The sequence below is a fragment of the Mesorhizobium sp. M1088 genome (assembly GCF_040318575.1).
Lineage (GTDB): Bacteria > Pseudomonadota > Alphaproteobacteria > Rhizobiales > Rhizobiaceae > Mesorhizobium.
The window spans coordinates 209,848-221,627 of the sequence record NZ_JAMYMO010000001.1; the positions used below are offsets into that span (position 1 = coordinate 209,848).

The following is an 11,780-nucleotide window of genomic DNA, read 5'->3' on the forward strand; positions in this document are numbered from 1 at the left end:
CGGAAAAGCCGATCATCCGCGCTCGGGAAACATCACCCTCAGGCCTTCGCGCGAGGCCGTAGCGACACCGCGTTCGGTGATCAAGCCGGTGACCAGCCGCGCCGGCGTCACGTCGAAGGCCGGATTGGCCGCCGGCGTGCCTTCCGGGGATACGCGGACCTGGGCGATCTCGCCGGAAGCGGTCTTGCCCCAGACCAGTGAGACCTCGTCGGGCGAGCGCTGTTCGATCGGGATGTCGGCCAGCCCGTCGCCCACGGTCCAGTCGATCGTCGGCGACGGCAGCGCGACATAGAACGGCACGTCGTTGTCGGCGGCGGCCAGTGCCTTGAGATAGGTACCGATCTTGTTGCACACATCGCCGTCGGCGGTGGTCCTGTCGGTGCCGACGACGACCATGTCGATCTGGCCGCGCTGCATCAGATGGCCGCCGGCGTTGTCGACGATGAGCGTATGCGGCACGCCGTGGCCGGCCATCTCCCAGGCGGTCAATTGGGCACCCTGGTTGCGGGGTCGCGTTTCGTCGACATAGACATGGACTGGAATACCGGCTTCCGTCGCCAGATAGATCGGCGCGGTGGCGGTGCCGTAGTCGACGGTGGCCAGCCAGCCGGCATTGCAGTGGGTCAGGATATTGACTGGTTCGCCCGGCTGCTTGCGCGCCGCGATCGCCTTGATGATTTCGAGCCCATGGGCGCCGATGGCGCGGTTGAGGCCGACATCCTCGTCGGCGATCTCGCCGGCACGCCGATAGGCAGCCGCGGCACGTTCTGCCAGGGGAAGCGTCAGCAGGAAGCGCTGCATTTCGTTCAGCGCCCAGCGCAAATTGATCGCCGTCGGGCGCGTTTCGTGCAAGGTTGCCCAGACGGCGTCGAGTGCTGCATCCGACGGATCGTCGGCCATCTGCATGGCGACGCCATAGGCCGCGGTGACGCCGATCAGCGGCGCCCCGCGAACCCACATGTCGCGGATTGCCGTGGCGATGCCGGCGACGGTATCGATCTTTTCGATACGGAAATCATGCGGCAGCCAGCGCTGGTCGATGATCTCCACCGAACGCCCGTCGTCACTCGGCCAGATGGTGCGGTAGTGGCGGTCGCCGACGTTCAAATCCTGCTCTCCCGTTCGATCAGCGCGGCCAACCGGTTGACCTCGTCGATGCTGTGGATCTGGCGCCGGTTGACGGCGAGATGACGGCCGAATTTCAGCGCCTTTGCCTCACATCTGGCGCGCAGATCCGGATCGGCAATGGTCTCGAAATCGGCATTGTGGGCAAGGCCGAGAATTCGCCGGTGAACCTCGACGCCGGCAAAGCCGAGCAGATCGGTCCAGATCGAATGCAGCATGTGGTCTAGCGCCTGCTCGGCGCCAAGCCTGTCGCCCTGATCTTCGAACAGGCTCTTCTGGTAGAGCATGCCGGTACGCTCGGTTCGCCACAGATGCGAGAACTCGGCGCGAAACACCGACCATGTCTCGACCGTAACGCCGATCAGATAGTCACGCATGGCGTCGCGGCTTCCGTCCTGTTCATGGCCGCGCTGCGAGAAGAACGCCATCCAGAAGTTGGCGAGCAGCATGCCGACGTCGAAGGCGATCGGCCCGTAGAAGGCGAATTCGGGGTCGATCATCCTCGTTTCGGTGTCGGTGACCATGATCGAGCCGGAATGCAGGTCGCCATGCAGCAGCGTCTCGGCATTGGCAGCGAAGATGTGCTTCATGCGCTGCGCCTCGACCTTGAGGTCGCGGTCGGCGCGCAGCTCGGCGACAATGCCGTCGAGCTGCGGGCTGGTGTGCCGGTTCATCTTGGCATCGAAATATGGATCCGAGAAAACCAGGTTCTCGGTGATGTCGCAGAGTTCGACATTGTCGGCGAACAGCGCCAGATCGGCCTTGCGGTCCTTGGTCGCCATATGCAGGTCGGAGCCGCGAAACAGCGTGCGGGCCATGAACAAGCCGATGTCTGTCGCGATGTTGGGCAATTGCCGGCCTTCGATCAGCGCCCGCCGCAGGATAATGTGCGGCGACAGATACTCCATGATGATCAGCGCCTGGCCTTCGTCGAAGTGATAGATATAGGGCACCGAACCCGGCGCCCGCGCCTGTTGCCGCGTCAGCGCATGGTATTCGAAGAAGGAGCGTTTTAGCGGCAGCGGCCAGCTGTCGCCGACCAGCCGGACGTAGGGCAGGGCCTGCTTGACGACGGCCGCACCCTCAGCACCCTCGACGATGAACACCAGGTTCAGATTGCCGTCGCCGACTTCACGAACCTTCCACTGGCTCGTATCCTTGCCGATCTGCGAACACAGGGCCTCGTTGGCACCGAGACGGCCCGCCAGTGTCTCGACCGACAGTGCTTCGAACGGCGATTTCCCAGTCATCCTCACCTCCCGCTCATGTGCTCCGATGATAGCGGAGCCAACGCGGTCGGGCCAAGCTAGGAAGCCTGCTGGCAATTGTCAATCGTGTTGACAATTGCCGATATAGCCCATAGCGTCATGTTCAGGGAGGAACGAATGGGCAATGATGCCGTGTTCCGCGTCGACGGCCTGAGGAAATCCTTTGGCCATATCGAGGTGCTTGGCGGCGTCTCGCTCGAATTGCGTGCCGGCGAAGTGACCGTGCTGATGGGCGCCAACGGCGCCGGCAAATCCACCCTCGTCAAGATCATCAGTGGTGTCTACGACCATGGCGGCGGCACGATGTCGCTTGCCGGTCACGTGTTCGACCCGAAAACGCCGGCGGAGGCGATCCGCGCCGGCGTCGTTACCGTCCACCAGAACATCAATGACGGTGTCGTCGCCGACCTCGACGTCGCCACCAACCTTACCCTCGACAGGTTGAGCGGCAGCGGCGTGCCGACCCTGTTCAATCCAGGCCGGGTGCGTCGCGAGGCAAAGGCGGTGGCCCACCGCATGGGACTGGCCATCGACCTCAAGGCCCGGATCAGCGATCTCTCTCTGGCCGACCGCCAGATGGTGGCGATCGCCCGCGCCATGGCGCATCGGCCGAAAGTGCTGATCCTCGACGAGCCGACCTCCTCGCTGTCCAGCGCCGAAGCCGACCGGCTATTCGCGCTGCTCGACCGGCTTCGCCAGCAAGGCGTGGCCATCCTCTACATCTCGCACCGTATGTCGGATATCAGACGGCTTGCCGATCGCATCATTTCGATGCGCGATGGGGTTATCTCAGGTATCTTCGACAAGAAGCCGCTGGATTACGAAGGTGCGGTCAACGCCATGCTCGGCCGCAAGATCCAGCTCGAGCGGATCGTCGCCAGGAATTCGGCCAAAGCAATTTTCACTGCCGACGCGCTGCGGATTGCTGAAGGCGCCAGGCCGATCTCGCTGACCCTCGGCGATGGCGAGGTCGTTGCCATCACCGGCCTTGTCGGTGTCGGCAAGACCGTGCTCGCCGAGACGCTGTTCGGCCTGCGCCAGCCGCTGGCCGGGACCATGGTGCTGAACGGGAAACCTTATGCTCCGGCATCGACCGGCGAAGCGATTGCCGCCGGTGTGTTTCTCGTCGCCAAGGACCGAGGCGAAAACGGCATCGTCGGCGACTTCAACATCCAGGAGAATATCAGCCTGCCGTTCCACAGCCGCATGTCGCGTCTCGGTGTTCTCAAACGCCGTATCGAACGCGCCATTGCCCGCCAGCAGATCCAGGAGCTCGGCATCGTCTGCCGCTCGGAGAGGGACGAGATGGCGTCGCTTTCCGGCGGCAATCAGCAGAAGGTGATGGTCGCCCGCTGGATGTCGCAGGCGGCAAGGCTTTTCATCCTCGACGAGCCCTTTCAGGGCGTCGACATTTCGGCTAGGCGCGACATCGCCGCCAAGCTGCGGGCCAGCGCCCACGGCCGCGCGACGCTGCTGTTCGTCACCGAACTCGACGAAGCCCTGGAGACGGCCGATCGCATCCTGGTGATGTCGGAGCAGACGATCGTCGGCGAGCACCGCAATACCGATGTCGATCTCGAGCGTCTGCTGGCCGAAGTGGCGGGCGGGCCGTTGCACAGCGCAGCCTGACGGCGGGATGACGATGAGAATTGGAATGGAGAGGGCATGAATTCGGGTTGGATAAAGACGGTGCCGGCGTGCGGGAGCGCTGAATGATCCTGCGCGACAATGCTATTCGCTACGGCTTCATCGTTCTGTTGTTCGGGCTGATCGGCTATTTCGCCGTCGCTGCCGATGGTTTCGTCTCGCCGCAAAGTGCTGTCTTCATCTTCCAGTCGGTCGCCATCACCGGCGTTCTGGCGCTCGGCGTCACCGCCACGCTGGTCGTCGGCGGCTTCGACCTGTCGATCGGCTCTGTCGCCACCAGCGCCATGATGGCGGCTGCCTATGTCATGGTGGTGCTGGGGCAGAACGCCGTCGTGGCGGTCGTCGTCTGTCTTGTGATCGGCGCCGTCGTCGGCCTGATCAATGGCTGGCTGATCGTCTATATGCGGGTTCCGGACCTTTTGGCGACGCTCGGCATGATGTTCCTGCTTGTCGGCCTGCAGCGCATCCCGACCGAAGGCCGTTCGATCGCCACCGGCATGACCATGCCCGACGGCTCGGTCGCCAACGGCAGCTTCGGCGCCGCGTTCCTGGCGCTTGGCCGCCATCGCTTCGATTTCTTCATCCCGAACCTCATTCCGGTGTCGGTCGTCGTTCTGCTCGTGCTGGCGGTGCTGATCTGGTTTTTTCTCGAATACACGCGTTTCGGGCGCATGATGTATGCGGTCGGCAGCAACGAACGCGCCGCAGAACTCGCCGGCGCGCCTGTCAAGGCATACAAAATCTGGGCCTACGTTATTTCGGGAGTTTTTGCCTCGATCGGCGGCATTTTGCTCGCTGCCCGGCTTGGACGCGGCGACATCGCCTCGGGTAATAATCTGTTGCTCGACGCGGTGGCTGCGGCACTCATCGGTTACGCGGTTCTCGGCGCCGCCAAGCCGAACGCCTTCGGCACGGCTGTCGGCGCGGTGTTTGTCGGCGTGCTGCTGCAAGGCCTGACGATGATGAACGCGCCTTACTACACGCAGGATTTCGTCAAGGGCGTGGTTCTCGTGGTCGCCCTTGTCTTTACCTTCGCCCTTTCCGGCAGGGGCAGGAGATAGGGTTCGACCGGGTCATATTTTGGGTTCAACAAGTGGAGGAAACGACGTGAACATCACAAGAAGGCTTTTGGGGAAGGCAGCGCTCGGGCTTGCCGGCGCAACATTGCTGATGCAGATGCCGGCAATAGCGCAGGACAGGCCGGCGCCGTTCGACAAGCCGGGTGCCGTCAAGATAGCGCTGGTCCGCTATCTCTCGACCGGCGACTTCTTCCAGGCCTACCTTTCCGGCGTCGAGGCGCAGGCCAAGGCGCTCGGTGTCGACCTGCGCGTGCTCGATAGCCGCCAGGACGCGGCGCTTCAGGCGGACATGGTCGACCAGGCTATCGCGCTCGGCGTCCAGGGCATCATCATCCAGCACGGACTGACGGAATCGATGAAGGACGCCGCCCAGCGTGCGGTCGACGCCGGCATCAAGGTTGTCGCCTTCGACGTCAATGTCGAAAACCCCAAGATCCCGCAGATCGAACAGTCCGACCGCGACCTCGCGCGCCTGGCGCTCGAACAGGCGGTCAAGGACAATGGCGAGAGCTGGAAGGCCGGCTATGTCTATGTCGCCGGCATCGCGCCGCTCGACCGCCGCAACGAGACCTGGGTCGAATTCAAGAAGAAATATTCGGGCATCAACGAAGCCGCCATGTTCGGCACGCTCGACAATCCGATCGCCAATTCGGTCGCCAACCAGGCCCGTTCGGTGCTATCGGCCCATCCCGACATCAAGGTGATGTTCGCGCCCTATGACGAATTCGCCAAGGGCGTGAAGATCGCGGTCGACGAGGCCGGGCTGAACAAGGACATCAAGATCTATTCGGCCGACATCTCGACCTCGGATATCGCCGCGATGCGCGAGCCGGACAGCGCCTGGGCGGCAACCGCCGCCACCAACCCGGCCGTCGTCGGCCAGGTCTCGGTGCGTGCGCTGGCGCAGCTCCTGGCCGGCGAGGATCCCGGCCACAACGTCATCGTGCCGCCGACGCTGATCACCCAGAAGGATCTGCTCGACAAGGACATCAAGAACATGGAGGACCTCTCGGCCAAGCTGCCGCAATTCGCCCATGCCGATGTCGCGATGCCGACCTGGATGCCGAACCCGAACGCGAAGTAGCGTTTCAAGCAAAAGGAAAGAGCGGACAAGGCTATAAGCCTTTGGCGGACATGTGGAACTAGACGCGTACTCGGAACCAAGAGCCGCCTGCTGCAGGGTGTTGCAGGCGGCTCTTCTTGTCTTGCCGAAGATGTTTTCACCGCGGGTTTGCCGGATTTAATTGTCGCCAGTTCCGATTTTGCAACGTTGCAAAAATCATGCGCGAAAGTATCGGTTTATCGGGAGTTTTGCGAAAGGCTGATGATGTCAGCGAATGAGATTGATGTTGAAGTCTTTAAGCAGATCGAACAGCAATTGCACTGGCCAGAGGTTCGTTCTTCCCGGGACGCCGTCTCCCCATTTTTGGGGGAAATTTCTTGGATTTTGGCAGTTCTGGCGGGTTTATGACAAAGCTGTAGTGATTGATTCTCTGTTCCAAGAAACGCACTCGGGCAGAGCCACTCTACCTGAAATCCGTGATTTCGCCGTCAAGCCCATCGCGGCGGATGCTGTCTTGGTTCTATATCGTAGTATCCGCCGATCAGATGGGGGGACGCCTGAGAGGAGGACTCTTCGGAGTTCGATCTGGAAGCTTTTTGATGGGCGATGGCAGATGCTCTTCCATCAAGGAACGATTGTTCCGTATGTGTCGTCAGTTTCGGATATTTGCGAACCTCGGAGAGGTAGCTTGTGAAGATTGAGGTTTTGACAGAGGCAACTCCGACCGTGACGGAAGCGATCTCCCAATTGGTGTCTCAACTATCAACGAAGGCAGCCACCCCAACATTCGACAGCATCACTAGGGTCGTAAAATCGCCTGCTACTATTCTTCTCGTAGCCCGTTCGGAAGAGGGTGCCTACGTTGGCATGTTGACGCTCGTGCTCTTCGAAATCCCTACGGGGATCAGGGCTATAATTGAAGATGTCGTTGTTGACGCTGGTCATCGAGGTCAGGGCTTCGCGGAAGCCCTGACACGAGAAGCGCTGAGGCAGGCACAAGAGGCTGGCGCAAGAACAGTGGACTTAACTTCCCGCCCGTCGCGAAAGGCTGCCAACGCCTTATATCAGAAACTTGGTTTCGAGCGGCGGGAGAGCAACGTGTATCGCTTCTCGTTCCCTTTCCAGTCGCAGAATTCCTAAGTTTCGCGACAGCTTCGGCTATTCGTTGAACAGATCGGAATGGGAGCCGGTGCGAGCTAGCTGGAGTTCATCGCCGGCAACTCGGTAGATCAAGAGCCAGTCCGGTTCTATGTGAGCGTCACGAAAGCCTTTCCAATCGCCTTTCAGCGAGTGGTCCTTATAGCTCGCCGGTAGCTCATCTCCGGCGAGCAGGAGGCCTAGCAGTTCGCGCAACTTGCCAAGATCTTTGCCCCGCTTCTCCGCACGTTTCACGTCGCGACGGAATTGCCCAGAGCGAACGGGCGTCAGCACGTCACATTCCCAAATCCTTGAACAACTCATCGGCCGAGGCGAAAGGCTTGCCCTTGCCACGTTCCAATTCGGTCATGGCCTTTCGAGTCGTTGCGTTCGGCACTTTCACCGGGAAGGGAAATTCCTTGTCGGCGGCGACGCGGACCAGCAGCAGGCGAATGGCGTCGGAAACGGACAATCCCATTGCCGCCAAGGCCTCCGTTGCCTGATCCTTTGTCGCCGTATCGATCCGAGCGCGGACCACGGTATCCGTTGCCATGTTGTGACTCCTTAAGAGAGCCACAATGTAGCTACAAAATACCAATTACGCAAGTGTGATCCCCGATCGCGCCTACCTCAACGCCGCCGCGATGTTGCCGCCATCGACCGTCGTCACATCGGCGGTGGTCCGCTCGGCCAGCGCCTGATGCAGGAAGGCCTGGGCCACGTCTTCTGCCGTCACTTCCTGCCCGAGCAGGTTGCCCGACATGTACTCCTTCTCCGACACGCCGCGCGCGCCCGAGCGGCTGGCGATCATGGCGTCGGTCAACAGCCCCGAACGGATGCGGTCGGCGTTGACGGCATTGGAGCGGATGCCATGCGCGCCGTAGTCGAGGGCATATTGCCTGGACAAAAACAGCGTTGCCGCCTTGGGAATGCCATAGGCGCCGAATTTCGGCCCCGGATTGACCGCCTGCTTGGAGGTATTGAACAACAGCACGCCGCCGGTGCCCTGTTCCAGCATGATGCGCACGGCATTCTGCGCCGCCGACTGGTGGGCGAAGAAATTGAGTTCGAAACTCTTGCGCAAGGTGGCGTCGTCGAGTTCGCCGATCCGGCCCTCCCAGGCAGCACCGGCATTGGAGACGAGAATGTCGAGGCCGCCGTAGACGTCGACCGCTTTGTCGAAGGCGGCGCGCATCTGCACCGGATCGGTGATGTCGGCGCCAATGCCGATCGAACCGTTACCGGCCTTTTTTGCCGCCTCGGCAGCCCTTGACCCATCGAGATCGACGACGACGGCATGGGCACCGTTGTCGGCGAACAGCTTTGCCGTGGCAGCACCGATCGCGCCGGCGCCGCCGGTGACCAGCATCACCTGGCCGGTCAGCGGCTTCGGCTTGTTGGCGGCGAGCTTGGCCTGTTCCAGCGACCAGTATTCGAGCGGGAACAGGTCGGCTTTGGAGAGCGGGCGGAAATCGCCGACGGCTTCGGCGCCGCGTACCGCCTCGATCCACATTTCGCCGACGTCGGAGGCGATCTTCGCATCCTTGAGCGTGCGACCGTGGCCGAACATGCCGAGGCCGGGCACCAGCGTCAGCCGCGGCATCGGGTCGAGCATGGTGCGCTTCACGTCGTCGAGTGCATCATTGGTTTCGAAATAGGCGCGATAGTCCTTGGCGAATTTCTCGACATGCTGGCGGATGACGGATTTGTAGTCGCCGACCTTGTCCGCGTTGGGCGCCGGCAGTGCCATCGGTCCGGTCTTGATGCGGATCGACAGGTCGGGTGTCGACACGCCGCGTCCGGCATAGTCGGCAATTTTTGCCGAATTGGTGAAATCGACGATCGCATCCGAGGTGCGGAAATCGCTGATCATGCGGTCGAAGCGGCCTTCGCCGCGTGCCACCGCCGCTGCGCCGCGCAGCATCGGCGCAATCTCCGCGGGCTTCGCCAGCCTGGCCGGCAGTGCCACCTTTTCGGTGCGCGGCTTGCCGTTCCCAGCGATGAAATCCTCGGCGACGTTCACATAATGGATCATCCTGTCATAGGCCTGCCTGGCATCGTCGCCGAAGGTGAAGATGCCGTGCTTGTCGAGGATCAGGCCTTCGACCGTCGGATCGGCGTCGAATACATCGGCGGCCGCCTTGGCCAGATCGAAGCCCGGCATGATGTAAGGCACGAATCCCATTTTCTCGCCGAACACCTTCCGGCTCAGCGCCTCGCTGTCCTCCTGGTCGACGATGGCCAGGATCGCCGTCGAATGGGTGTGGTCGACGAATTTGTGCGGCAGGAAGGCGTGCAGCAGCGTCTCGACCGAAGGGTTGGGCGAGGACGGGTCGATGAGGTTCGCCCGCTGCAGCGCGACCATGTCCTCGTCGGAGAGCTTCTTGAGCGACCGCGCCTTCAACAGCGCGCCGAGCTTGACCGCCGGCAGGCCCTGCGGCTCGATGACGCCCATGTCCCAGCCGCTGCCCTTGACGCAGAGCACGTCCCATTCGTCGCCGACAAGGTCGGTGGCCTTGGTCTTGCACGATGTATTGCCGCCGCCATGGAGGACGAGCCGCGGCTCGCCGCCCAGCAGCCTGGTCGTATAGACGCGCAGCGCCAGGTCGCGGGCCACACCCTTCTTTGCATAGTCGGCGACCAGCTTCTCCGCCTCGCCGTCATTCCACAGGTTCTTCATGTCAGCTTCGTCCGATTTCTCTTTTGTTGTGAACAGGAATACCGCGACGCCTTGATGACAATGCGTCGGCGGCTCTAGGTATCAGGCGACCTCTTTTGCTGCTGCTCCGGCATGGTCGAGCAGCCGTCGCGCCATGCGCGCGCCTACGACCAGATGGGTGCAGAGCCCGCCGGCGATCGCCGCGACGAGCGGTTCGAACTTGCTGTCCTCCTGCACCACCACAAGGCGCTTTTCGATGCTGTGCAGCGATGACAGCTCTGCCGAAATCAGCCGGCGGTTGTAGCTGCAGTCGAGCGCCTGGCCTCGGGCGTCGATGATCTGCCCGGCAATGACGCCGGCCGCACCCGCCTTGCGCAATGCAGCCATTTCGCTCTCGGTCAGCGCGCCGCATTTGACCAGATGGCTGTCGGTGTCCACCGAGCCGACCGAATACAGCGCCAGGTCGCACTCACCGATGCCCGACAATTGCTCGCGGATCACCGGCTCGGCGCGCAGGCCGCGTGCCAGTTCTTCCGTCGTCAGAACCAGCGGCGCGTAGAAGTTCAGTCCCTTGGCGTTGAGCCGGCGCGCGATTTCCATGGTGCACTGGTCCGGCCGGTACGAATAGGGGGCGCCCAGATTGCCGCAGAGCTGCACCACGGTGACGTCCTGCAGATCGGCATAGGACATGATGTCGGCGATGGTGTAGATGGTCCGCCCCCAGGCGACGCCGATACGGTCGCCCTTCCTGACCAGCTCGAGAAAGACGCTTGCCGCCAGCACCGCGATGTCGGTCGAGGGGTCGGCGACATAGCCGTTTTCCGGCGCGATCCAGACCGCGTCGAGCTTCAGCGCGTCTTCCAGCTTGCGCGCCAGCACGTCGTCGGTGAAAAGCTGGGTCGAGGTCGAGATGTTGACGATGCCGGTCTCGCGCGCCTTGCGCAGATACATCGCCACCGAGGCACGGGAAATCTTGAGCTGGCTGGCCACCTGGTCCTGGCGCAGGCCGTGTGCATAGTAAAGCCAGGCGGCCTTGTGGATAAGCTGTTCTGCCGGTCGGATCGCCATGCCATCTCCTCGCTGACATTATTCACGGCTCTCGACAAAAGTCAAACCTTAGGCTGCGCACCTGATCCGACACCTGGCATTCCGGATGTCAGTAATTGCGCATTTATTGTTATCTCGGTACAATAAACCGATCAGGAGGTCCGACAATGAACGTATCATTGGGAGAGCGTTGGGAAACCTTTGTTTCCAACATCGTCAAGTGCGGCCGCTACGGTTCTGCCAGCGAAGTCGTGCGCGAGGGCCTGCGCCTTGTCGAAGAGCGCGAGGAAAAGCTGAAGGCGCTCCGTGCCATGGTGGACAAGTCGTTTGCTGAAGGCGGCGAAGCCACCGAGCAGGATATTGACGCCGCCTTGGAAGCCAAGGCCAAGCAACTCGCAAGGGAAGGCTTTTAGGAGTGCCACGGCTGCGCATGCTGCCGTCGGCACAAGCAGATTTGGTCAATATCCTTGAATACCTCACTCGTGAAAGCGGCAGCCTGTTTATTGGCGGGCGTTTTGTGGATGCTCTGCGCCAGAAATGCCGTGATCTGGCGAGCTTGCCGGCGACGATTGGTCGTGCTCGTCCCGAACTCCGGCCGGACGTCCGAAGTTTCGCTTTCAGGGGATACGTGATTTTCTTCCGCTATAATGGCGACTTTTTCGAAGTGGCGAATATCGTGGAAGGGCATCGGGACATCGACGCTTTGTGGCCGGAGGGTGAGGGCGGGGAGGGGCGTCCCAAGTAATGGGCGAAGT

General features: G+C 61.8%; 14 protein-coding genes. 8 read left to right on the top strand and 6 right to left on the bottom strand.

The annotated features are described in order from the left end of the window. Window positions 1-12: 12 nt before the first annotated feature. Window positions 13-1,107, bottom strand: a complete 1,095-nt coding sequence (gene mtnA / locus NKH49_RS01150; protein WP_352612266.1) for an S-methyl-5-thioribose-1-phosphate isomerase — start codon at window positions 1,105-1,107, stop codon at window positions 13-15. After that, window positions 1,104-2,375: an S-methyl-5-thioribose kinase gene (gene mtnK / locus NKH49_RS01155; protein ID WP_352472279.1), complete on the bottom strand. Its 1,272-nt coding sequence runs from the start codon at window positions 2,373-2,375 to the stop codon at window positions 1,104-1,106. Before mtnK ends, mtnA begins: the two co-directional genes overlap by 4 nt. A 135-nt stretch (window positions 2,376-2,510) precedes the next feature. Between mtnK and NKH49_RS01160 the strand changes: the two genes are divergently transcribed. The 6 genes from NKH49_RS01160 to NKH49_RS01185 all read left to right on the top strand — a co-directional run bounded on the left by NKH49_RS01160 (window position 2,511) and on the right by NKH49_RS01185 (window position 7,322). Further along, window positions 2,511-4,022, top strand: a complete 1,512-nt coding sequence (locus NKH49_RS01160) for a sugar ABC transporter ATP-binding protein (RefSeq protein WP_352472280.1) — start codon at window positions 2,511-2,513, stop codon at window positions 4,020-4,022. A gap of 83 nt (window positions 4,023-4,105) precedes the next feature. After that, window positions 4,106-5,101, top strand: coding sequence for an ABC transporter permease (locus NKH49_RS01165; RefSeq protein ID WP_352472281.1), 996 nt, complete (start codon window positions 4,106-4,108; stop codon window positions 5,099-5,101). Window positions 5,102-5,147: 46 nt separating this feature from the next. Further along, window positions 5,148-6,203, top strand: coding sequence for a substrate-binding domain-containing protein (locus NKH49_RS01170; RefSeq protein ID WP_352472282.1), 1,056 nt, complete (start codon window positions 5,148-5,150; stop codon window positions 6,201-6,203). 240 nt (window positions 6,204-6,443) lie between these two features. Further along, window positions 6,444-6,590 carry a hypothetical protein gene (locus NKH49_RS01175; protein ID WP_352472319.1) on the top strand — a complete coding sequence of 49 codons (147 nt, stop codon included), beginning with the start codon at window positions 6,444-6,446 and terminating at the stop codon, window positions 6,588-6,590. Between the two features lie 10 nt (window positions 6,591-6,600). Then, window positions 6,601-6,876: a DUF4440 domain-containing protein gene (locus tag NKH49_RS01180; protein ID WP_352472318.1), complete on the top strand. Its 276-nt coding sequence runs from the start codon at window positions 6,601-6,603 to the stop codon at window positions 6,874-6,876. Continuing rightward, on the top strand, window positions 6,873-7,322 hold the full coding sequence (locus NKH49_RS01185) for a GNAT family N-acetyltransferase (protein ID WP_352612268.1): 450 nt from the start codon (window positions 6,873-6,875) through the stop codon (window positions 7,320-7,322). Before NKH49_RS01180 ends, NKH49_RS01185 begins: the two co-directional genes overlap by 4 nt. Before the next feature lie 18 nt (window positions 7,323-7,340). Here the strand turns inward: NKH49_RS01185 and NKH49_RS01190 are convergent, their stop codons facing one another. The 4 genes from NKH49_RS01190 to NKH49_RS01205 all read right to left on the bottom strand — a co-directional run bounded on the left by NKH49_RS01190 (window position 7,341) and on the right by NKH49_RS01205 (window position 11,046). Beyond that, window positions 7,341-7,613, bottom strand: coding sequence for a type II toxin-antitoxin system YafQ family toxin (locus NKH49_RS01190; RefSeq protein WP_352502059.1), 273 nt, complete (start codon window positions 7,611-7,613; stop codon window positions 7,341-7,343). A gap of 1 nt (window position 7,614) precedes the next feature. After that, window positions 7,615-7,872 carry a type II toxin-antitoxin system RelB/DinJ family antitoxin gene (locus NKH49_RS01195; RefSeq protein WP_352472285.1) on the bottom strand — a complete coding sequence of 86 codons (258 nt, stop codon included), beginning with the start codon at window positions 7,870-7,872 and terminating at the stop codon, window positions 7,615-7,617. Between the two features lie 72 nt (window positions 7,873-7,944). Next, complete coding sequence (locus NKH49_RS01200) at window positions 7,945-9,999, bottom strand: bifunctional aldolase/short-chain dehydrogenase (RefSeq protein WP_352612271.1); 2,055 nt, start codon at window positions 9,997-9,999, stop codon at window positions 7,945-7,947. Window positions 10,000-10,080: 81 nt separating this feature from the next. Further along, window positions 10,081-11,046, bottom strand: a complete 966-nt coding sequence (locus NKH49_RS01205; RefSeq protein ID WP_352612273.1) for a sugar-binding transcriptional regulator — start codon at window positions 11,044-11,046, stop codon at window positions 10,081-10,083. 146 nt (window positions 11,047-11,192) lie between these two features. Here NKH49_RS01205 and NKH49_RS01210 point away from each other — a divergent pair, with 146 nt between their 5' ends. Then, a complete protein-coding gene (locus NKH49_RS01210) occupies window positions 11,193-11,438 on the top strand; it encodes a type II toxin-antitoxin system ParD family antitoxin (protein WP_352612275.1) in 246 nt (81 codons plus the stop codon). 17 nt (window positions 11,439-11,455) lie between these two features. Further along, window positions 11,456-11,770, top strand: coding sequence for a type II toxin-antitoxin system RelE/ParE family toxin (locus NKH49_RS01215; RefSeq protein ID WP_352472289.1), 315 nt, complete (start codon window positions 11,456-11,458; stop codon window positions 11,768-11,770). Window positions 11,771-11,780 lie beyond the last annotated feature (10 nt).

Excerpts from the sequence above, each read along its gene's own strand:
- NKH49_RS01210 (WP_352612275.1), top strand. The coding sequence starts at position 11,193 with ATGAACGTATCATTGGGAGAGCGTTGGGAAACCTTTGTTTCCAACATC.
- NKH49_RS01195 (WP_352472285.1), bottom strand. The coding sequence starts at position 7,872 with ATGGCAACGGATACCGTGGTCCGCGCTCGGATCGATACGGCGACAAAG.
- NKH49_RS01160 (WP_352472280.1), top strand. The coding sequence starts at position 2,511 with ATGGGCAATGATGCCGTGTTCCGCGTCGACGGCCTGAGGAAATCCTTT.
- mtnK (WP_352472279.1), bottom strand. The coding sequence starts at position 2,375 with ATGACTGGGAAATCGCCGTTCGAAGCACTGTCGGTCGAGACACTGGCG.
- NKH49_RS01175 (WP_352472319.1), top strand. The coding sequence starts at position 6,444 with ATGATGTCAGCGAATGAGATTGATGTTGAAGTCTTTAAGCAGATCGAA.
- NKH49_RS01205 (WP_352612273.1), bottom strand. The coding sequence starts at position 11,046 with ATGGCGATCCGACCGGCAGAACAGCTTATCCACAAGGCCGCCTGGCTT.
- NKH49_RS01215 (WP_352472289.1), top strand. The coding sequence starts at position 11,456 with ATGCTGCCGTCGGCACAAGCAGATTTGGTCAATATCCTTGAATACCTC.
- NKH49_RS01165 (WP_352472281.1), top strand. The coding sequence starts at position 4,106 with ATGATCCTGCGCGACAATGCTATTCGCTACGGCTTCATCGTTCTGTTG.
- NKH49_RS01200 (WP_352612271.1), bottom strand. The coding sequence starts at position 9,999 with ATGAAGAACCTGTGGAATGACGGCGAGGCGGAGAAGCTGGTCGCCGAC.